Here is a 21,133-nt window from a genome sequence, read left to right as displayed (position 1 = left end):
TCCTGAAATTAATTGCGGATCGTCTTAAAAAAATTTTCAAGGGATGCCTTCCCCGAGCCAATGATCATGAACACTATCAGCAGTGCCAGGCACACGATGGACGCCCACAATTCGGTGTTGACCGGCGACAGTAATAAATTCACGAAAAACACCGCACCAAAAACCACGGGCAATTGCAATACGCACGAGAGGCGGGTAAAAATACCCAAAGCGATCAATGTACCGCCTGCCATATGTATAAAAGCAGCATAATACACCACAGCGATCAATATTGCCGGCGGAAGGGATATATCCGCCTGGTTTTCCATAATGTATTGAAGATCGGAAATGTTTTGCATAAATGCGATGCCCTTCATCATCAGGAAAATGCCTAAAGCAATACGAACGGCGTCAAAAAACCTCGGGTGATGTCCGTCGCCCCAGGTTTCAATTCTATGTACTATATCCATGGCTTAAATTTTTAACCTTGTTAATACAACATAATAAATCAAATTTAATATGAAATTAAATATTTTTATGCCAAATAAGCAAGGTTTTTTGTAAAATTATTATTGTTTCCGAATTAATTGATGACTACCTTTGCAGCACATTTTATCAGTTGAATTTCTCCGTCAGTCGGGTCGGTAAGCCGGGCCGCAAACAAAACTATGAAGATAACCAATCATACTAAAGGCATACCTATCTCGCCTATTCTTAATGCATTGCCTGAAAGCAAGGAAGACCTGAAGAAAAGCTTCGTCCTTAAAAAACGCCTCATCAGCATATCGGCTTTATGTGTTGGTGTCGCAGTTGCCATCAGCCTCATCGCTAAATTTTTGGTTTCTCTTATCTATATGGTTACTAACATTGCCTTCTACGGAACCTTCTCCCTTAAATTTCATAGTCCGTCTGACAATCATATAGGGCTTTGGGTTATCCTTATCCCCGCTGCCGGTGGTATTGTTGTTGGGCTTATGGCCCTTTATGGTTCCAAGGCGATCCGTGGTCACGGCATACCCGAAGCAATGGAGCAGATACTGGTAAATCAAAGTAAAATAAAACCTGCCATCACTTTTTTGAAACCCATATCCTCGGCCATAGCCATTGGCACCGGGGGACCCTTTGGGGCGGAAGGGCCTATCATTGCCACGGGCGGCGCGCTGGGGTCAACATTGGGGCAACTATTTAAGATTACCTCTAACGAACGCAAGATCATCCTGGCGGCGGGGGCCACGGCTGGTATGGCCGCCATATTCGGTACGCCCATTGCTGCTGTTTTCCTGGCTATCGAGTTGTTATTGTTCGAATTTTCTCCCAGGGCCATTTTGCCTGTAGCTCTTGCCTGCATAACCGGGGCAGCAGGACATCATCTGTTGTTTGAATCGGGCCCGGTTTTCCCAATGCCCAATGTTGCTGCCCCTTCCAATACCGCCCTGGCCATTTACAGCGTGATGGGTGTTGTTGTTGGTTTCCTGGCCATGGGTCTTACCAAAACCGTTTACTGGATAGAGGATGTTTTCGAAAAATTACCCATCCATTGGATGTGGTGGCCAGCGCTGGGTGGTTTAGCTGTCGGAGTGGTGGGTTATTTTGCACCCCATACCTTAGGCGTTGGGTATGATAATATAACCTCGCTGCTTGCCGGTAAGGTACCTTTATACCTTGTGCTGAATTTGTGTTTTCTAAAATTTCTTTCCTGGGCCATTGCTTTAGGTAGCGGCACATCCGGAGGAACATTGGCCCCCCTGCTAACGATCGGCGGGGCAACCGGTGCCATTATGGGCATGGTGGTTAATGATCTGTTCCCAGGAGCAGGAGTTAGTATTCCAATGGCGGCGCTTATCGGCATGTCGTCTATGTTTGCCGGCGCTTCAAGAGCTTACCTAACCAGCATCACATTTGCGCTTGAGGCCACCATGCAGTCACGTGCTTTACTGCCGTTATTGGGCGCTTGCACAGCATCGTATCTCATCTCTTTTTTCATGATGGAAAATACCATTATGACGGAGAAGATCGCAAGGCGCGGCGTCTTCACCCCGGATTCGTACGAGCCGGACATTTTGAAAAAAATGACTGTAGCGCAAGTAATGACAGAAAACGATGTGATAATAAGTTCCGAAAACACAATAACCGAAGTGAAAGAGTGGCTTACAGAAAACAAGGAGCACGATGATCATTATATTACTGTCGGTAAAGACGGATCCTATGCAGGTATCCTCAAAACATCTGCGTTATACGTGCTTAATAACGAAGGAACCGATTTACTAAAATCGGCCATGATCGATGTTCGTGTATTTTTGAAAAACGATGATACTTTACGCATGGCTGTTGAAACAATGGCAAAACATGGCAGGGACGCTTTGCCTGTGATCTCAACAAATGGAAGCAAGGTCATCGGGATACTAACTTACCAGGGAATACTGACAGCTTATAAGAATCACATCGACGAAAATGAAACGCCCAACACACAAATCTCGCTCAAACGCGGCCGGATGAAATTGCTTATCAAGGGGCGCAAGCTGGTAAACATCGGCAATGTGCCGAAATGAAACCTGCATCAGCTCAACCGCTTCCAGGTAAGCGTGCGGGTAATAGGTTCACCGTCGGGCCTTGTAGTTTCCAATTGGATGACAAGCTTATCGCCTTCGGCACGCATATCACGCGAAACGGTCATGCCGATATTGGATGGCGTAATGGAGCCGATGAGCGTATGCGCTACTTTGCCGGTTTGTTCGTCTACTTCATAGGTTCCGAAATAGGCATCGTAGCCCCCAACCGCGCTGGTATTATTCTGGCCCGAATAAAATACTTGTTCACCGGCATCTTCCGTCCGGTCGCGCTTCATAAACTGCGCGGCAAAATGGGTACCTGAATAGGATAAAATGCCAAACGGCTCTGCGCCTAAAGTCGGGTCGATCCGTTTTTGGCCGTCTTTGGTCCAATCCTGACGGGTCAACAACCACCAAATACCACGAATGTCCGTGGTTAAACTGCCCGAAGGGGCAGCAACAACAGGAGAACTCATATCGTATTATTCGGCTGTGGTGGGGTCAATAACGGCCGTTACTTCGCTTACCGAATTAGCCGGGAAACCGCCCTGTTTGGCATGTTCGCGCACCATATCCTCATTTGGTGCAATGTAAACGCAATAGATTTTATCGCCTGTTACATAGCTTTGCACCCACTGTATCTGCGGGCCCATATTGCTCAATACACCGCACGAAGTTTGTGAAATACCTTTTAATTGTTCCGCAGTTAACTTACCTGCACCGGGAATTTCCCGTTCGATCACGTATTTAGGCATGGCTTTAAATTTTTGGTTCAAAATTTCAGCACCAAGTTAAAAACAATAAAATGCTTTTAAACAATGTCTTACCTACTATTTTTAGGATCGATTACTTGTTGCTCATTCATTTCAGTGATGTAGCTATTGTCAATTAAAAAATAGTTTATATTAGACATCCCTTCCTGTTGATAATATAAAAAAGATAATCTATAATTGTCAAACCAACATATATAAACCTAAAACAACAACATGCATACATTATCAAATGGCGACTGGACCGTATTCGTCATATACTTTATCATTGTGGCCTCATACGGCTACTGGGTATACAGGCGTAAACACAATTTAGATGTCAGTTCGCAGGGCTATTTTTTGGCCCAGGGTACCCTAACCTGGTGGGCCATTGGCGCATCGCTGATAGCGTCAAACATTTCTGCCGAGCAAATGGTAGGTATGAGCGGATCGGGTTTTTCGATGGGTCTGGCAATATCCTGTTATGAGTGGATGGCCGCGGCAACGCTCGTCATAGTGGCCGTGTTCTTTATCCCCGTTTATCTTAAAAATAAGATATTCACCATGCCGCAGTTCCTTAACCAGCGGTATAACGGTAATGTAGCTATGATAATGGCTATTTTCTGGCTCTTGCTGTACATTATCGTAAACCTTACCTCCATCCTGTACCTTGGCGCAATAGCTGTTCATGGTATTTCGGGTATCAGCATGACAACCTGCGTCATATTCCTGGCTGTTTTTGCGGTAATCATCACACTCGGGGGTATGAAAGTTATCGGCTATACCGACGTTATACAGGTATTTTTTCTGATACTCGGAGGCCTTGTAACTACCTATATCGCGGTTAACGAAGTGGCCAAACATTTTGGAAGCCCGGGCTTTCTGAATGGTTTGAGCCTTATGAAATCTCACGCAGAGGACCATTTTCAAATGATATTCCATAAAGACAACGAGCATTACTCCGACTTGCCGGGATTAAGTGTATTGATCGGCGGCTTATGGATAACCAATCTCAACTATTGGGGATGTAACCAATATATCACGCAGCGCGCACTAGGGGCCGATCTCAAAACAGCTCGTACCGGCATCTTATTTGCAGCTTTCTTAAAGTTGTTGATGCCTGTTATTGTGGTATTGCCTGGTATTGCTGCATTTATCTTATACAAGCAAAATGTGTTTCATTCTCAAATGATGGTAAATGGCGAGTTGAACCCGGATAATGCTTATCCTTCTTTGCTCAATCTTTTACCGCCTTGGTTCAAAGGCCTTTCTTTTGCAGCATTAACTGCTGCCGTGGTTGCGTCGCTTGCCGGAAAAGTAAATAGTATAGCCACCATTTTTACAATGGATATCTATAAAAAGGCAATTAAAAAGGACGCAACAGATAAACAAATGGTAACAATAGGCAAAATCGCGGTAGTGGTAGCAATGATACTTGGTTGTATAATTGCGCCATTTATGGGAATAGACAAGAAAGGGGGGTTCCAGTTTATACAGGAATACACTGGTTTTGTTTCGCCCGGGATATTTGCGATGTTCCTGCTTGGCTTTTTCTGGAAAAAGACCACTTCAAGCGCAGCCATGTTCGCTACCATTGGTGGTTTCATCATGTCGGTGATATTGAAAGTGCTTCCGAAATTCGTCAACCTGGCATTTCTGAAGGGCATTGGTTTCTCAACCCTCGTGTTGCAATCGGATGGGGCGACAAAATTATATGAAATACCGTTCCTCGACCGGATGGCCATCGTATTTGTTATTTGTATTATCGGCATGTATTTCATTTCGATCAAAGAGAATCCTAAAGGCGATAAAACACATGCATTGGAGGTTGATACAAGCATGTTCAAAGTATCAAATGGCTTTGCGGTTGGCGCATTGATCATCGGGGGTATTTTGACTGCCCTTTACACCATGTTTTGGTAAGCACTTTAATCGATCAGTTCTATATGCGGCGTCCCGGTTTTCCGGGGCGCTTTTATTATTAATGGTGGAACACAAGACATTTAATTGCCCTGCCTCTTGTCTCTTGGCGCTTGTCTCTCTATATTAGGCTTTTGAATTTATAAACCATCTATCTGCCCATGTTCAGTAACCTCGAACAAACTTTTCGCTGGTACGGACCGTCTGACCCGGTCACACTAAAAGCCATTACGCAAGCCGGCGCCACGGGGATTGTTACCGCGCTGCACCACATACCCAGCGGCGAAGTTTGGAGTACAGAGGAAATTGAAAAGAGGAAAAATGTCGTCCAGTCGGCGGGATTAAGATGGTCAGTAGTGGAGAGCGTGAACATTCACGAAAGCATCAAAACTGCCAGTCCCGACCGTGAAAAATACGCGGAGAATTATATTGCCACATTAAAAAATTTATCGAAGGCCGGCATCAATATCGTTTGTTATAATTTTATGCCGGTGCTCGACTGGACGCGAACGGATATTGATTTCCGTCTGCCTAACGGTGCATCGGCCCTGCGTTTTCATGCGCCTGCGCTGGCTGCTTTCGACCTGTATATTTTGGAACGCGAAGGCGCTTACCGCGAGTTTGACCGTCAGCAACAGGCCAATGCCAAAGAATACCTTGATAGCCTGGGAGCAGAGCAAAAACAACGGCTCGTCAATAATATCATGGCTGGTTTGCCTGGTACTAAAGATGTACTGACGATAGATCAGTTTAAGGGTCACCTAGGAAAATATAAAGGCATTGATGCGGATCAGCTCAAGCAAAATTTGGCTTGGTTCCTGGAAGCCATCATCCCCGAAGCCGAAAAACTGGGTGTGAAAATGTGTATTCACCCTGATGATCCGCCATTCCCTATCATGGGCTTACCAAGGGTGGTTTCGAAAGAGGAGGATCTGCTGGATGTGATCAATGCCTGCCCGTCACCGTCCAACGGACTAACGTTTTGCACAGGTTCGCTGGGTGCACGCGGAGACAATGAATTGCCGGGTATGATAGACAGATTAGGCGAACATATTCACTTTTTACATCTGCGGAATGTGAAACGGGAACCCGATGGCAGCTTTTACGAGGACAACCATTTAGAAGGCAGTTCGGATATGTATGCTATTATGAAAAGTGTTTTGAAAGAACAAAAGCGCAGGGAAGAAAACGGAAGAACAGACATAGCCATTCCGATGCGGCCTGATCATGGTCATAAATTGCTGGATGACTTCAGTTACGACACGTTCCCGGGCTATTCGGCAATAGGTCGTCTGAAGGGCCTCGCCGAGTTGCGGGGTTTGGAAATGGGCATCAAAAACACCTTATACCAATAGCATGAAGGCTTTTTTGGATGATGATTTTTTATTGAACGGCAAAACGGCACAGCGCCTGTACCACGACTATGCCGCCAATATGCCCATCATCGATTATCATTGCCACTTGCCACCTGATGACATAGCTGCCGACATAAATTTCAATAACCTCACCCATGCCTGGCTTTACGGTGATCATTACAAATGGCGTGCTATGCGCGCCAATGGAGTTAACGAACGCTATATAACCGGCAAGGCGAGCGATGAAGAAAAGTTTTTGAAATGGGCCGAAACCGTACCATACACTTTGAGAAACCCGTTGTACCATTGGACACACCTCGAACTTCGCCGGTATTTTGGAGTGGATAAATTGCTGTCGCCGGATACTGCCAAACAAGTGTATGATGAATGCTCATCAAAACTACGATCGCCTGATTATTCTATAAAGAACCTGCTCACTAAAATGAAAGTGGAGGTTGTTTGCACAACAGACGATCCGCTGGATGACCTGGTACATCACCAACGGATCAAACAGGATAACTACGCGGTAAAAGTGTTGCCGGCCTACCGTCCGGATAAGGCGATGAATTTGGACGATACTTTTACATTAAATGGCTATATAGACAGGCTGGAGGCCATTTCGGGCGTAGTGATCCAGGATTTTGATACTTACATGGATGCTTTGAAAGTCCGGCACGACCACTTTGCAGCTAACGGTTGCAAGCTGTCCGACCACGGGCTTGAGCAGATATATGCCGAAGATTATACCGACGCTGAGATCAAAGCTATCTTCAAAAAAATCAGGCACAATTACACGCTGATGCCGCTGGAAATATTAAAATTCAAGTCGGCCATGCTGTATAATTTTGCTCTGTGGGATCACGAAAAAGGCTGGGTGCAGCAATTCCATCTTGGGGCCCTGCGAAACAACAATACGCGGGCATTAAGTAATCTTGGTCCCGATACCGGCTGGGATTCTATAGGCGATTTCAGCCAGGCGCGCGCGCTGTCCAAATTCCTGAATAAACTGGACACGACTGACCAATTGGCGAAGACGATCATCTATAACCTGAACCCGGCCGACAACGAAGTAATAGCAGCCATGATCGGCAACTTTAACGATGGGTCGGTGGCAGGAAAAATACAGTTTGGATCGGCCTGGTGGTTTTTGGATCAGAAGGATGGAATGACCAAACAGCTGAATGCGCTATCAAACATGGGCCTGCTAAGCCGCATGGTGGGTATGCTGACGGATTCCCGCAGCTTCCTGTCGTTCCCGCGGCACGAGTATTTCAGGCGGCTGCTTTGTAACCTGTTCGGGGAAGATATAGACAATGGCGAACTACCCAACGACTTAGCCTGGACAGGTAAGATCATACTGGATATTTGCTACCATAACGCTAAAAACTATTTTGATTTTTAAATGATGAACGATCCTTTAAAAATGAATTCCAAGGGAAAGGTACTCACCTTTGGCGAATTACTTTTACGCATCTCGCCTGATGAAGAGGGCCAGTGGCTGAAGGATAACCAGCTCCCGTTTTTTATAGCAGGGGCCGAATTGAATGCGGCTACTGCGTTAGCTTTATGGGATGTACCGACCAGGTATGTTACTGCGTTGCCGGATAATGGCATGGCCAGGCAGATCGTCCGGTTTGTGGAGCAACAGGGTATCAAAATGTCGGTGAACTACCGGGGTAGCCGGATAGGCCTGTATTTTTTAACGAAAGGAAAGGACCTGAAGAACGATGCCCTGATATACGACCGTGCCCATTCTGCGTTTTCGGAACTGAAACCCGGTATGATCGATTGGGAGAAGGAATTTGAAGGGGTAAGCTGGTTCGACTTCAGTGCGATATGCCCCGCCATCAGCCATAATATTGCCGATGTTTGCGAGGAGGCTTTGCGGATAGCCTCACAAAAAAACATTACCATCTCGGTCGACCTGAACTACCGGTCCAAACTTTGGAAATATGGAAAGGGGGCAGCCGAGATTATGCCCCGGCTGGTACAATACTGCGACCTGGTGATGGGCAACGTTTGGGCCGTGGAAGCTTTGCTGGGCATCCGTGTTGCTCCGGATATACATGAATCGGGACAGCGAAGCATTTACCTGAAGGAAGCGCTTAAAACATCCGAGGAAATTATCAAACAATACCCCAGGTGTAAGGCTGTTGCCAATACCTTCCGGTTTGACAGTGAAGGTGAGGTAGACTATTATGCGGCGCTTTATACCGGCGGCGAATTTTACAGCTCAAAAGAATACAGCGCATCACATATCATCAATAAAGTTGGCAGTGGCGATTGCTTTATGGCAGGCTTGATATATGGGTTTTACCAGCATTGGGACCCGGAACAAACGCTTGAGTATGCCACTGCGGCGGCGTTTGAAAAGCTATTTATAGAGAGTGATGTTACTAATAGAACAGTTAATGATATAATGAAAAAGTTAGGTGGTTGATCGGGTTGTCCCGATAGTTATCGGGAGGTTTATTAAGTTAAAGGCTAACTCAATCAACTTGATCCAACTCAGTCAACTTAATCAACGCAAAAATGAAAAATAAACAGGCAGTACTCGGCAGCATTATCAAACAGGGTATGCTCCCCTTGTTTTTTTACGAGGATGGGGAAGTTAGTCTCCAGATCGTGCGCACTTTGTATAAGGCAGGCGTGCGGGTAATGGAATATACCAATCGCGCGAAGGAGGCTTTTGAAAATTTCAAAATGCTAAAAGCGGCGGTCGATAAAGAGATGCCTGATTTCTATTTCGGTATAGGTACCATAAAAACCAAAGCAGATGCTATAAAATACATTGAAGCAGGCGCTGATTTTATCGTGGCCCCCACCATTAACCCCGAGGTTGGCGAAGTAGCCAACCGGCACGGCGGTTTGTGGATACCCGGCTGTATGACGCCGACCGAGATCCACCTGGCGCAGGAACACGGCGCGGCTCTTATCAAAATATTCCCTGCCAATGTACTTGGGCCGGGTTTTGTATCGGCGGTAACGGATGTTTTCAGGGGGCAATTGTTTATGCCGACCGGCGGTGTGGAGTTGAATAAAGAGAACATCAGCGGCTGGTTTAAAGCAGGCGTTTGCGCAGTGGGTATGGGCAGCAAACTTATCACCAGGCAGATATTGCAAAATAAATTGTACGACCAGTTATACGCCGATACGGTAACGGCTTTGGCACTGGTTCAATCATCCAGGCAGCTATGAATGAAAAACCAGGGAACTACCGATGGGTCATATGCGCACTGATCTTCTTCGCTACGACGATCAACTACCTCGACAGGGCCGTTATCAGCCTGCTGAAGTCGGACCTGACCAGGGATTTCCATTGGAACGACGGGGACTACGCCAATATCGAGATCGCCTTTAAGGTGGCCTACTCTATCGGGTTGCTATTTGCCGGGCGATTGATAGATAAGCTGGGAACGAAAATGGGTTATTTTTTCTCCACCTTTTTATGGAGCGTTTCGGCGGTTTTTCATGCTTTGGCAAACAGCACTTTGGGGTTTGGGATAGTACGTTTCGCTTTAGGTTTAAGCGAAGCAGGTAATTTCCCTGCAGCTATCAAAACAGTGGCCGAATGGTTCCCTAAAAAGGACAGGGCACTAGCAACAGGTATATTCAATACCGGTGCAGGCGTTGGCGCTATTGTCGCCCCGCTTACGGTACCGTTTATTGCTGTGGCCTGGGGCTGGCGCTGGGCATTCATTATCACGGGTTCGATCGGGTTTGTCTGGCTTGCTTTATGGTTATGGCTTTATGAGATACCGGCTCGCCAGAAGCGTGTTACGCAAGCAGAACTGGATTATATTAACAGCGATGCGGATGAAAAAGCCAATGCCGACAAGCTGAATCAAAAAATATCATGGGCCAAACTGCTCAGTTACAAACAGACCTGGGCATTTTCTATCGGAAAATTCCTGACCGATCCTATCTGGTGGTTCTATCTTTTCTGGCTGCCCGACTTTTTGGAAAGCCAATACGGACTGAAAATGACGGGCGTTGCGGCACCCGTTGCCTTAGTTTACCTGATGGCCACGGTTGGCAGTATCTACGGAGGTTACCTGCCCAAAAGCCTGATCGAGAAAAAATGGCCGGTGTTCAAAGCGCGAAAAACGTCCATGCTCATTTATGCCTTCGCGGTGGTGCCTATTATCTTCGCCCAAATACTGGGCAGCATTAACATGTGGCTGGCGGTTATCATCATTGGTTTGGCTGCGTCTGCCCACCAGGCCTGGAGCGCCAATATTTTCACTACCGTGTCGGATATGTTCCCCAAAAGAACTGTCGGTTCGGTAACGGGTATTGGCGGGATGTTTGGTTCCGTCGGCAGCGTGTTTTTGGTGTTATTCGTGCAGAAAAATATGTTCGTGTATTACCGCGCCATACACCATATCGAGATAGCGTATTACATCATGTTTTTTGTTTGTGGTGGCGCTTATTTACTGGCATGGTGCATTATGCACTTTTTGGTGCCGAAGATGAAGCCAGTGGATATTTAATCACCCTCTACTACACAAGTCGGCGTGTGCTTTACCGGAAAATTAACCGAATTGGCAATAAAACACAGTTGACTCGCTTTGTGATGCAATTCATTCGCTTTGGCTACCATAGCGGCATCTTTTACGGTAACTACAGGGTTCAGCACTACCTCGGTAAAATGCCCGCCGCCACCGGGCGTTTCGGCCATGGTGCCCGTTGCATGGTCAATATAACCGGTTACCACCACGCCGTTCATCACGCAAACATGAAGGTACGACAACATGTGGCAGGTAGATAAGGCACTTACCAAAAACTCTTCGGGATTATACCTCGTTTTATCGCCACGGAACGCAGGGTCGGATGAACCAGGAATTTCGATCTTGTTTTCAGCCCGGATGATGTGGTTTCGGTCGTAGGCGCGGTAATCGCTGGTGCCTGTGCCCCGGTTTCCTGTCCAGGTTATGGTTAAATTATAGGTGTGCGATCTTTCCATTTGCAATTTTAGCGATATTTTAACTTACTTAGTTCAGCATCAACTGATGAATCACCCTTAAAGGGTGACATTTTTGTTCATTAAATAAACGTAATTTGATATTGGATTTAAAAAAACGGGCCGTAAACCAATACATGTTAAAAATATTGAGGGGAAATTGTTACCGGGATAAAGCATCGGGTGTCCTGCGCCTGTCTTGCCTGATCGCTTTTATCCTGGCGAATACGGTTTGCTTTGCTCAAAAATATACCTTCACCCATTACGATATCCAGGATGGCCTCATCCAGTCGCAGGTGAACGATCTTACCCTCGATCAGCAGCACCGGCTTTGGATAGCCACGCTCGGTGGCGCATGCCGCTTCGATGGTAAGGAGTTCATATCTTTTTCCCGGCAAAACGGTATGCCTACAAATTTTGTAAACGTGGTTCTTTCTGCCAGGAACAACGATGTTTGGTTCGGTACGCAAAGCGGGCTCGTCAGAATGACCGGCAGGAAAATGACCGTTATCAAACTGCCGGGCAACCAGGAAAACAAGCGGGTCAGAAATATTGTGCAGGATGGCAATGGGAAGGTATGGGCCATTATCGGCGGACGCCTGTTCAGCATAGCCGGCGATAAAGCCCAACAGCATTGGGTACAGGATACTATCAGGAGGCTGTTGACCACCATTGCGGTTGATAAGACGGGGCGATTGTATGCCTCCGTTTACCGCAAAGGTCTTTTCCTGCTTGATGGCGGTAAATGGACCAATATTACTGATTACCCTGCGGACGACAAATCCTTCGTTGTATCGAAAATAGTTTTTGACCGGGCAATTGAGCACAAGATATACCTGCAAACTTATACCACGCTGTTTACTGTAGAGGATGGTGAACTAATGCCTTTTGAAAGTAAAGCGATATCATCCATTAAATCGTACTTGTTATGTTTAACCCAGGACGTTAATAACAACTTCTGGATCGGAACCAGCAGCGGAGTTTACTTCCTTGAGAACCACCAGCTGATACATTTCACCGCGCAGAACGGGTTGTCGGACAACGCCGTTTCCGATATTTACAACGACGCTGATAATAACCTTTGGTTTGCCACCCAGGGCAATGGGCTTTATAAATATGAGGGCGACTGGTTTATTACGTTTGACAGGTCGCAGGGCATGCCTTTTAACGAAGTGGTGATGGGTATCGTCAAAGATAAAAAGGGCGGGGTCCTGTTAGGTATCGACGGAGGCGGGCTGATGCGCTATGACGGTAAAAAATTGTACCCGGTAGAGCTGCCGGGAAAAGAGCCCGCCCTGATGCGGATACAGGCACTATATTGTGATAGCAATGGCACTTTGTGGATAGGTACGCATGAAGGCCTTTGGACCTACGACAACAAAACCGTAAAAGAGATAAAAGAGGTTTCAAATTACGCCATCAACGGTATTGCCGAAGATAGCAGCGGCGTGATATGGGTAACCACGGCGGGCGGTTGTTTTTATTACCAGAAAGGGCAATTGTTTCATGTAGCCAATTATTATCGTTTTTCATCGGCTATCGCTACCCTCGGGCGCGATTCGGTGATGGTGGGCACTAATGATGGTATCGCACTTATCGTAAATAAGGAAGTAGTAAAAGGCTTTGCTGTGAACGAAGTGAAGACCTCGGCGGTTTTCTGCATACTTAAATACCGCAATTACCTGGTATTCGGTACCGACGACCGCGGCATATTTGCCTGGGACCGCACCACCGGCAGAGTGAAAAATTATGGCGTAAAGGATGGCCTTAATTCAAATACAATTTACAGCCTGGTAGCCGATGAAAATGGCGTGATATGGGCCGGCACGGGCAGGGGTGTCAACAAATTATCATTCGACAGGAAAAAGAACCTGTTTGCACTTACCGGCAATGGCAGCCCAAAATCACTGATACTGGAATCGAACCAGAACGCAAGCTTATATACCGATCACAAAGTTTGGATAGGTACCACGAAGGGCGCTATTATTTATGATGTCAATTCAAAACAGGAACGGGTAGCGCCCCCGCATGTAATTATACAGTCGGCCAGGATGGTTCCCAAAGAGGGTGCAGCAAACGGTTGGCTGAACAGTGTGTTGTTGAAGGATGGTGCGATCCTGTCGCACGGCCAGAACCACCTGGCTATATGGTTCCGGGGTGTCGACCTCCGTGACCCTAACGGCATATCGTACCGTTACAAATTAAAGGGACTTGACACCAACTATTCGACCCCGATCACAAACGACGTGGTCGATTATCCTTCGTTACCTGCCGGAAAATACACTTTCCAGGTGATAGCGGTTTCGTCCGGCGGCATACGCTCGGCAAATACCGCGAGTTTTTCGTTCACTATCACACCGGCATTTTATCAAACAGTTTGGTTCAGGGTGGCGGGGATAGCATTCTTTATCCTGATCGGTTTCATTATTCAAAACTACAGGCACCGCGTCAAGGTAAACAGGCAGCGCATGATAGAGGCCACTAAGCGCGAGGAGAGTCTCAAAATAAGGCAGCAAACGGCCGAGGATTTCCACGACGAATTGGGTAATAAGCTAACCCGCATTACCGTGCTTTCGGAGATATTGGATACCAAAATGGACGTAACCCAGGCCGATCAAAAGAAACTGCTGGAACAGATCAAACAAAATGCTTCTTCGCTTTATAATGGTACTAAAGATATCCTTTGGGCGCTTGACCCGCAAAGCGATAATCTTTACGAAATATTGAACCATATTAAAGATTTTGGCAGCGAACTGTTCCTGGATACGCCTGTTCAGTTTGAGTTTACCGGGATAGAGGAATCGCTGAATGAGGTAAAGCTGCCAATGGAGTACAGCAGGAATATCCCAATGATATTTAAAGAACTGCTGAACAATATACTGAAACATGCGCACGCCACCCGTGTAATACTTAACCTGGATGATGTACAAAAAGACGAGATGCGCCTGACGCTTAAGGATAATGGCTGCGGTTTTTCCATGAACGGTTCGCCAAAAGGGCAGGGCATCAATAATATCATTACCCGCACCAGGCGGATCGGCGGCGAAATAAATATTTCATCGGAGAAGGGACACGGTACGTTAGTTGATCTGAAGATCAGGATAAATAATGCAATAACACATTAAAACCAGGCAGATATGGGCAGGGATATCAGGATAGTAATTATTGAGGACGACGAGATCATTCGTGAAGGGTACGCTTTGCTGATCGGGCAGAGCGAGGGTTATACTGTAGTGCGAAGCTATGCATCGTTTGATGACGCGGTAAAAACAATAGGTGACGATTCGCCGGACGTTATCCTGCTTGATATCGAACTTCCCGGCACAAATGGCATACAGGCCATCCCGAAGCTAAAGAAAATGCTGCCGCATGCTTATATCCTGATATTGACCGTCTACGAGTCCGAGAAGACAATATTCGATGCTCTCGCCAACGGGGCATCGGGCTACCTGACCAAAAACACGGCCCCTTCCAAGATCGTTGAATCCATCCGCGAAGTTAAAGACGGCGGCGGCCCTATGAGTGTCAATATCGCCCGCATGGTCATCAAATCGTTCCAGCGAAACCAGGAATCTCCCCTGTCAAAACGGGAAACGCAAATACTGGAACAAATTGCCGATGGTAAGAGTCGCAGCCAGGTAGCAAAAGACCTTTTTATTGACCTTGAAACCGTGCGCAGTCATATCAAAAACATCTACCTCAAACTCGATGTCAACTCGCGGGCCGATGCTATAAAAACGGCTAAAGAAAACAAGTTGATTTAGTAAAAAATCACCTCAAGTCTATGATCAAACCTAAGTACATATCGAAAGCGGGGCTTTTATTTGCCTTTATCTTCTTTTCATTTGCGACGTTCGCACAAAACACGGCACTGCAACAGAAACTACAGGCTAAGCTCGACTCGCTTTGCATAGCAGGAAAATTTCCCGGACTTAATGCCGGAATTGTTCTGCCCGACAATACTGTAATCGCGATTGCATCGGGTATGGCCGATTCCACCCGTCACGTACTCATGACAACTGACAGCTACATGATGCAGGGCAGCGTTGGCAAAACCTATGTCTCGGCGATTGCCATGCAGCTGATCAAAGAAGGGAGGTTTAGCCTAGACGATAAGATCTCCAAATACCTCGGCCATTACCAATGGTTCAAACGTTTGCCCAATGCCGAAGATATCACCATAAAAATGCTGATGAATCACACCAGCGGCATTATGCGTTACGAGTTTAAAGAGGCTTTTACAAAGGACCTGACCGCCAATCCCGGCAAAGTGTGGAAACCTGAGGAGGAATTAGCCTATGTATTTGATGAGAAAGCACCGTTCAAAGCAGGTGAAGGCTGGGATTACGCTGATACCAATTACATCGTGCTGGCTATGATCATGGAGCAGGTGACGGGTAAAAAATATTATGATATGCTGCAACATCGAATTTTAAAGCCATTTCATTTAACACAAACAAAACCTTCGGATAAAAGAAATTTGAAAGGCCTGGTACAAGGCTATGCCGGTAAGAATAACGATTTTGGTGGTCGCAGCGAAGTAATAGCTGATAACGGCGAATTTATTATTAATCCCCAATTTGAGTGGACCGGTGGCGGCATCTATTCCACAACTAAAGACCTCGCCAAATGGGGGAAAATGCTTTATGAAGGCAAGGCGTTCGATCCGGCTATGTTACCTGTTATGGAAGATGGCGTATTGGCAAGGATGCTGGGTCAGAATACTAAATACGGCCTGGGCGTTATCATCAGGCAATCGGCTAAATATGGGATAAGCTACGGGCACAGCGGTTTCTTTCCCGGGTACATGACCGAGATGTGTTATTTCCCCAAATACAAAATAGCCTTTGCGGTGCAGACTAACACGAGCGACTACCGCATTATGAAAGTGTCGGTAATGAAGGTGTTGATGGAACTGGCAAAAACAACATTTGAAGAGCTGCCCAAAACCGATTAAGCCCCAAAATCACGTATTTAATTGATAAATCCCCCCATTGGGGTGATAGTATGCTAAAATCACCTTAGTAAATTGTGCTGAGCATATTCATCATCCTATTGACATGGAATACACCAAGATACTCGATAACCGAAATAAGATTACAAGTCATTATAATTGGAAATCATCGCCTGAAAGCACTACCAGTTTCACTATGCGTTTTGTATTCGGCGGCAGCGAAATATGCAGCATTGGCAGGCGACGTCTATCACTGCAGCACGATTCATTTATTGTGCTGAATAAAGGTACCCAGTTTACCGCAAATAGTGAAACCGATACTTTTGTGAATGCTTTTTTTATCAGTTTTGATGATGATTTTTTAAATGAATTTAACAACCTGCTGGCACCGAAGGACAAAATATTCGGAGGCAAATATGATAGGGAAAGCCCGCTGCAATCGGAATTGATAGAAACCGTGTATCCCCTGAGGCCGGAAATGAAGCAGGCAGTTCTGACACTGAAAGAATACCTGGACAATGGCGGCGATGATGACGATGTGCTAAGCGAATACCTGTGCAAGTGCCTGCTAAACTATTACAGGATATATAAGGAAGAGATACTGAACAAAGCAAAAAAACTCAATTTCCTGCATTACAGCACCAGGATAGAGATATTAAGACGCCTGAACCTGGCAAAGGAGTACCTGTATGCTAATTACAACCGCAACGTTAACCTTGATAACCTGGCCGATCATGCCTGTTTATCCGTCAATCACTTGTTGCGCACATTCAAACTGGCTTATAACCAGTCGCCGCACCAGTTCCTGATACAATTGCGCCTGCAACGCGCCCAATTACTGCTAACCAAAACCGAATACCCCGTATATGAGATCGTCAACATGGTCGGTTTTAAGTGCACCAGCTCATTTATACGGCTTTTCAGGACACGCTACAAAACCACCCCGCTCAAATACCGCAACGTTCTGGCCGCCTGAGCTAATTTACTGTCAATTTTTACTTTTCAGGGATTGTCATATTCACCAATCTTGCTATATTTGCGCCCACGTTTGAAAGAACGGCCCGTTCGTCTAGGGGTTAGGACGCAAGATTTTCATTCTTGAAACAGGGGTTCGATTCCCCTACGGGCTACTGGAGACTAAAAACAAAACCCTTGTAAGTATCTCTCTTACAAGGGTTTTGTTTTTATGGTTTAAGTTGCTGCTATCAAAATGGCTAAAATCTAATGTAACAGCGTAAATTTTCTTCACTTTTGCTTTCGATATGCAAAAAGGTAAACTGCTGATCATTGACGACGAGGAGCGGCTACGCGGTCTGCTAGCCCGTATTCTTCAACTGGAAGGGTACGAAGTGGTTACTGCGTCGACGGCAAAAGAAGGCCTAAAAAAAATCCAGCATGAACCGGTGAACGTAGTGCTAAGCGATGTAAAGCTGCCCGACATCAATGGCATCGAACTTACTAGCCAGATCAAAAGCACATGGCCCGCTACTGAGGTCATTGTCTTAACAGCTTTCGGTACCATAAACGATGGCGTGAAAGCAATCAAACTCGGTGCCTTTGATTACATCACCAAAGGCGATGACAACGAAAAGATCATCCCGCTGGTAAGCAAGGCGATGGATAAAGCCTTATTGCAACAGCGGGTGCAGGAGCTGGAGAGCAAGCTGAACGACAAATTTGGTTTTGACCGCATAATAGGTAATTCGGCAGCGATAAAGGAAGTGATATCTCTGGCCCAAAAGGTCGCGCTTACGGACACCACCGTTTTACTGCTTGGTGAAACCGGCACCGGTAAGGAGGTATTTGCCGAAGCCATACACCAGGCCAGCAGCCGCAAAAATAAGCCTTTCGTTGCGGTTAATTGCAGCGCATTTACAAAAGAATTGTTGGAGAGCGAGCTTTTTGGTCACAAGGCCGGCGCTTTTACAGGGGCAGCAAAAGATAAAAAAGGCCTGTTTGAAGAGGCAAACGGTGGTACCATTTTCCTGGACGAAATGGGTGAGCTTGATCTTGAGTTACAAGCGAAATTATTACGTGTACTGGAGTCGCAACAGTTTTTGAAAGTAGGCGACACCAAACCCACACAGGTGAACGTGCGCATACTCGCTGCCACCAACCGCGACCTGCAGGCTGAGATCGAAAGTAATCATTTCCGATCCGACTTGTTTTACCGGCTGTCGGTTTTCCAGATCGTATTGCCGGCTCTGCGCGAGCGAAAAAATGACATACCGCTACTGGCCGCCCATTTCGTTCAATATTTTGCCGCAAAGGTGAAGAAACAGGTTACCGGCATGTCGAGCGGGTTTATTGAAAAACTTGCGGCTTACAACTGGCCCGGCAATATCAGGGAGCTAAAAAATGTGATAGAACGCGCTGTGATATTATGCGACGGCAACGAACTGGATGAAAGACTGCTGCCGAACGATATACTTCATACGCAGCCATCCCGTCCAAATTTGCTTTCTGCATTTGACCTTTCTTCGGTAGAAAAGCTCCACATACAACGTGTACTGAACCATACAAACGGCAACCGCACCGAAGCCGCCCGGCTTTTAAATATCGGCGTAGCCACCTTGTACCGAAAACTGAAAGAGTACGGGCTCGAATAAACTTTCTCATTTTGATAATACCCTATCAAAATGATAGGATCTGCATTTACAAATTTTACTCCAAACTGAGCGTAAAACCGTCTTCGCTTTATCTAATCTGTGTTTTTAAAAAATGCTCGGCCCCGGGCATCATTTTGGTAAATATCCTGAAAAATAAATAAGGATATGGATATTCTTCAAACGGTACTTTATGTACTGGTCTTCATCGCCCTCTTCTGGCTTCTGTTCAAATCAGTCAATTATTTCGAAAAAATCTAAAACAAATGATACCATTATTCATCGTAGCCATCGCCGTGTTTATCTACATGGTTTATGTGCTTTTAAACCCGGAAAAATTTTAATAATTAAAAACTATGAACACTGAATTATTTGGCGTCGTTTTAATGTATGCACTGGTAATGGTTTTGGCCATACCGCTCGGGCGTTACATTGGTAAAGTTTTCAGCAATGAGAAAACATGGCTGGATAAATTGTTTGACCCATTCGATAAAATTATTTTTAAACTGAGCGGCATTGACCCTTCAAAAGGAATGAACTGGAAACAGCACCTATCCGCATTGCTTGCTATCAATCTGCTTTGGATGTTCATTTGCATGTTTGTGTTAATGGACATGAGCTGGCTGCCTCTTAATCCGGATGGCAATCCTTCCATGAGCGCCGACCTGGCTTTTAATACAACGGTGAGCTTTGTTACCAATACCAATTTGCAACACTATTCCGGAGAAACAGGACTTTCATATTTAGGCCAGCTGGTCTTAATGTTATGGCAATTTATAAGTGCCGCAACAGGTATTGCTATTTGCGCGGCAGTATTTATGGCCATGAAAGAAAGAACAACGGATAAACTGGGAAACTTTTATAATTTTTTTGTACGCAGTAGCACCCGCATCTTATTGCCTTTAGCTTGTTTGGTGGCGCTGATTCTGCTTTTTAATGGCTCGCCAATGACCTTTCGGGGTAAAGATACCGTCCTAACTTTACAAGGTGATACTGCGCATATAAGCCGCGGCCCGGTAGCTGCATTTGTAGCCATTAAACAATTGGGAACAAACGGCGGTGGATTCTTCGGGCCCAATTCGGCGCATCCTTTGGAAAACCCCAACTACCTGACCAATGTTGTTGAGACGGTTAGTATTTTTCTTATTCCTATCGCAATGGTCTTCGCACTTGGATATGTCTTAAAAAGAAGAAAATTGGCCTGGGTAATATATGGAGTAATGACAGTGGGATTTCTCAGTTTAGTTATCCCATCTATTTACTACGAGATGAGCGGTAACCATGCCATTGAAAAAATGGGGGTCATGCAAAACACGGGCAGTATGGAAGGTAAGGAGGTCCGTTTTGGCCCTGCTGCCTCTGCGTATTGGGCAATCAATACAACAGTTACCAGCAATGGCTCTGTGAACGCCATGCATGATAGCATGACCCCGCTTACCGGCATGTTTGCTTTGCTGGGTATGATGATCAATTGCTTTTATGGCGGTGTTGGGGTTGGTTTCCTGAACTTTTATATATTCATCATTATCGCCGTTTTCATTAGCGGCCTGATGGTGGGACGAACGCCCGAATTCTTAGGCAAAAAGATTGAAGCGAAAGAAATGAAAATCGCGTTGATCATCGCCTTGTTGCACCCGCTCCTCATTTTAGCCGGCACTGCCATTGCCAGTCATTTATATGCACATAATCCGACGGCCTACGCGGCCTGGCTCAATAATCCGGGGTTTCATGGTTTCAGCGAAATGCTATACGAGTTCACTTCATCATCTGCTAATAACGGCAGCGGTTTTGAAGGCCTGGGCGACAACACGCCGTTTTGGAACACGGCATGCGGCATAGTGATGATCCTGGGCAGATACTTGCCGATCATTGGCCCTGTTGCTATAGCCGGCCTCTTAGCGACCAAAAAGCATATTCCCGAAAGCGTCGGAACGCTTAAAACAGATACAGGCACATTTGGCGTGATGGTATTTGCGGTAATCATTATCGTTGCTGCGCTGTCATTTTTCCCTGCCCTGGCTTTGGGCCCGATAGCCGAACACCTTTCATTAAGATAAA

The 21,133-nt window shown here is 46.0% G+C and carries 18 protein-coding genes and 1 tRNA gene; 15 read left to right on the top strand and 4 right to left on the bottom strand.

All coding sequences use genetic code 11. The annotated features are described in order from the left end of the window. Positions 1-8: 8 nt before the first annotated feature. Positions 9-449 (bottom strand): DoxX family protein, encoded by a 441-nt coding sequence (locus FRZ54_RS04525; RefSeq protein ID WP_147030456.1) that lies wholly within the window; start codon positions 447-449, stop codon positions 9-11. 198 nt (positions 450-647) lie between these two features. On the opposite strand from FRZ54_RS04525, the gene FRZ54_RS04520 reads away from it, so the two are divergent. Next, entirely contained in the window at positions 648-2,528 is a 1,881-nt protein-coding gene (locus FRZ54_RS04520; RefSeq protein ID WP_147030455.1) for a chloride channel protein, read from the top strand. Between the two features lie 8 nt (positions 2,529-2,536). Here the strand turns inward: FRZ54_RS04520 and FRZ54_RS04515 are convergent, their stop codons facing one another. Next, positions 2,537-3,004: a lipocalin-like domain-containing protein gene (locus tag FRZ54_RS04515; RefSeq protein WP_147030454.1), complete on the bottom strand. Its 468-nt coding sequence runs from the start codon at positions 3,002-3,004 to the stop codon at positions 2,537-2,539. Between the two features lie 6 nt (positions 3,005-3,010). Next, complete coding sequence (locus FRZ54_RS04510) at positions 3,011-3,283, bottom strand: DUF4242 domain-containing protein (protein ID WP_147030453.1); 273 nt, start codon at positions 3,281-3,283, stop codon at positions 3,011-3,013. A 231-nt stretch (positions 3,284-3,514) separates the two neighbouring features. On the opposite strand from FRZ54_RS04510, the gene FRZ54_RS04505 reads away from it, so the two are divergent. From FRZ54_RS04505 to FRZ54_RS04480, 6 genes are all read left to right on the top strand, one after another. Next, positions 3,515-5,200, top strand: coding sequence for a sodium/sugar symporter (locus FRZ54_RS04505; protein ID WP_147030452.1), 1,686 nt, complete (start codon positions 3,515-3,517; stop codon positions 5,198-5,200). A 158-nt stretch (positions 5,201-5,358) separates the two neighbouring features. Further along, positions 5,359-6,552 carry a mannonate dehydratase gene (gene uxuA / locus FRZ54_RS04500; protein ID WP_147030451.1) on the top strand — a complete coding sequence of 398 codons (1,194 nt, stop codon included), beginning with the start codon at positions 5,359-5,361 and terminating at the stop codon, positions 6,550-6,552. A 1-nt stretch (position 6,553) separates the two neighbouring features. Then, entirely contained in the window at positions 6,554-7,954 is a 1,401-nt protein-coding gene (uxaC, locus tag FRZ54_RS04495) for a glucuronate isomerase (RefSeq protein ID WP_147030450.1), read from the top strand. Next, a complete protein-coding gene (locus FRZ54_RS04490; RefSeq protein WP_147030449.1) occupies positions 7,955-8,992 on the top strand; it encodes a sugar kinase in 1,038 nt (345 codons plus the stop codon). 92 nt (positions 8,993-9,084) lie between these two features. Further along, positions 9,085-9,750, top strand: coding sequence for a beta/alpha barrel domain-containing protein (locus FRZ54_RS04485; protein WP_147030448.1), 666 nt, complete (start codon positions 9,085-9,087; stop codon positions 9,748-9,750). After that, entirely contained in the window at positions 9,747-11,045 is a 1,299-nt protein-coding gene (locus FRZ54_RS04480; protein ID WP_147030447.1) for an MFS transporter, read from the top strand. Before FRZ54_RS04485 ends, FRZ54_RS04480 begins: the two co-directional genes overlap by 4 nt. Here the strand turns inward: FRZ54_RS04480 and FRZ54_RS04475 are convergent. Next, the gene (locus tag FRZ54_RS04475; RefSeq protein ID WP_147030446.1) at positions 11,042-11,518 is read right to left on the bottom strand and encodes an OsmC family protein; all 477 of its coding nucleotides are present in this window, start codon (positions 11,516-11,518) and stop codon (positions 11,042-11,044) included. The genes FRZ54_RS04480 and FRZ54_RS04475 overlap by 4 nt on opposite strands. A 134-nt stretch (positions 11,519-11,652) precedes the next feature. Here FRZ54_RS04475 and FRZ54_RS04470 point away from each other — a divergent pair, with 134 nt between their 5' ends. From FRZ54_RS04470 to kdpA, 8 genes are all read left to right on the top strand, one after another. Continuing rightward, the gene (locus FRZ54_RS04470; protein ID WP_147030445.1) at positions 11,653-14,640 is read left to right on the top strand and encodes a ligand-binding sensor domain-containing protein; all 2,988 of its coding nucleotides are present in this window, start codon (positions 11,653-11,655) and stop codon (positions 14,638-14,640) included. Between the two features lie 12 nt (positions 14,641-14,652). Next, positions 14,653-15,279, top strand: a complete 627-nt coding sequence (locus FRZ54_RS04465) for a response regulator (protein WP_147030444.1) — start codon at positions 14,653-14,655, stop codon at positions 15,277-15,279. A gap of 20 nt (positions 15,280-15,299) precedes the next feature. Continuing rightward, positions 15,300-16,472 (top strand): serine hydrolase domain-containing protein, encoded by a 1,173-nt coding sequence (locus tag FRZ54_RS04460; protein ID WP_147030443.1) that lies wholly within the window; start codon positions 15,300-15,302, stop codon positions 16,470-16,472. Positions 16,473-16,575: 103 nt separating this feature from the next. Then, on the top strand, positions 16,576-17,445 hold the full coding sequence (locus tag FRZ54_RS04455) for a helix-turn-helix transcriptional regulator (RefSeq protein WP_147030442.1): 870 nt from the start codon (positions 16,576-16,578) through the stop codon (positions 17,443-17,445). Positions 17,446-17,527: 82 nt separating this feature from the next. Continuing rightward, positions 17,528-17,599 (top strand) — tRNA-Glu (locus FRZ54_RS04450). 132 nt (positions 17,600-17,731) lie between these two features. Next, positions 17,732-19,078 (top strand): sigma-54-dependent transcriptional regulator, encoded by a 1,347-nt coding sequence (locus FRZ54_RS04445; RefSeq protein WP_147030441.1) that lies wholly within the window; start codon positions 17,732-17,734, stop codon positions 19,076-19,078. A gap of 263 nt (positions 19,079-19,341) precedes the next feature. Continuing rightward, on the top strand, positions 19,342-19,419 hold the full coding sequence (gene kdpF / locus FRZ54_RS24935; protein WP_147034412.1) for a K(+)-transporting ATPase subunit F: 78 nt from the start codon (positions 19,342-19,344) through the stop codon (positions 19,417-19,419). 12 nt (positions 19,420-19,431) lie between these two features. Beyond that, positions 19,432-21,132: a potassium-transporting ATPase subunit KdpA gene (gene kdpA, locus FRZ54_RS04435; RefSeq protein ID WP_147030440.1), complete on the top strand. Its 1,701-nt coding sequence runs from the start codon at positions 19,432-19,434 to the stop codon at positions 21,130-21,132. Position 21,133 lies beyond the last annotated feature (1 nt).

Origin of the sequence: Mucilaginibacter ginsenosidivorans (assembly GCF_007971025.1) — a bacterium.
Classification (GTDB): domain Bacteria; phylum Bacteroidota; class Bacteroidia; order Sphingobacteriales; family Sphingobacteriaceae; genus Mucilaginibacter; species Mucilaginibacter ginsenosidivorans.
Note: the sequence above shows the minus strand (reverse complement) of the source record. Positions and strands in the feature narration are given on the sequence as shown.

Coding starts and splice junctions, on each gene's coding strand:
- FRZ54_RS04470 (WP_147030445.1), top strand. CDS start 11,653: ATGTTAAAAATATTGAGGGGAAATTGTTACCGGGATAAAGCATCGGGT.
- FRZ54_RS04510 (WP_147030453.1), bottom strand. CDS start 3,283: ATGCCTAAATACGTGATCGAACGGGAAATTCCCGGTGCAGGTAAGTTA.
- FRZ54_RS04480 (WP_147030447.1), top strand. CDS start 9,747: ATGAATGAAAAACCAGGGAACTACCGATGGGTCATATGCGCACTGATC.
- kdpA (WP_147030440.1), top strand. CDS start 19,432: ATGAACACTGAATTATTTGGCGTCGTTTTAATGTATGCACTGGTAATG.
- FRZ54_RS04485 (WP_147030448.1), top strand. CDS start 9,085: ATGAAAAATAAACAGGCAGTACTCGGCAGCATTATCAAACAGGGTATG.
- FRZ54_RS04475 (WP_147030446.1), bottom strand. CDS start 11,518: ATGGAAAGATCGCACACCTATAATTTAACCATAACCTGGACAGGAAAC.
- FRZ54_RS04520 (WP_147030455.1), top strand. CDS start 648: ATGAAGATAACCAATCATACTAAAGGCATACCTATCTCGCCTATTCTT.
- kdpF (WP_147034412.1), top strand. CDS start 19,342: ATGATACCATTATTCATCGTAGCCATCGCCGTGTTTATCTACATGGTT.
- FRZ54_RS04465 (WP_147030444.1), top strand. CDS start 14,653: ATGGGCAGGGATATCAGGATAGTAATTATTGAGGACGACGAGATCATT.
- FRZ54_RS04515 (WP_147030454.1), bottom strand. CDS start 3,004: ATGAGTTCTCCTGTTGTTGCTGCCCCTTCGGGCAGTTTAACCACGGAC.
- FRZ54_RS04455 (WP_147030442.1), top strand. CDS start 16,576: ATGGAATACACCAAGATACTCGATAACCGAAATAAGATTACAAGTCAT.
- FRZ54_RS04460 (WP_147030443.1), top strand. CDS start 15,300: ATGATCAAACCTAAGTACATATCGAAAGCGGGGCTTTTATTTGCCTTT.
- uxuA (WP_147030451.1), top strand. CDS start 5,359: ATGTTCAGTAACCTCGAACAAACTTTTCGCTGGTACGGACCGTCTGAC.
- FRZ54_RS04490 (WP_147030449.1), top strand. CDS start 7,955: ATGATGAACGATCCTTTAAAAATGAATTCCAAGGGAAAGGTACTCACC.
- uxaC (WP_147030450.1), top strand. CDS start 6,554: ATGAAGGCTTTTTTGGATGATGATTTTTTATTGAACGGCAAAACGGCA.
- FRZ54_RS04505 (WP_147030452.1), top strand. CDS start 3,515: ATGCATACATTATCAAATGGCGACTGGACCGTATTCGTCATATACTTT.
- FRZ54_RS04445 (WP_147030441.1), top strand. CDS start 17,732: ATGCAAAAAGGTAAACTGCTGATCATTGACGACGAGGAGCGGCTACGC.
- FRZ54_RS04525 (WP_147030456.1), bottom strand. CDS start 449: ATGGATATAGTACATAGAATTGAAACCTGGGGCGACGGACATCACCCG.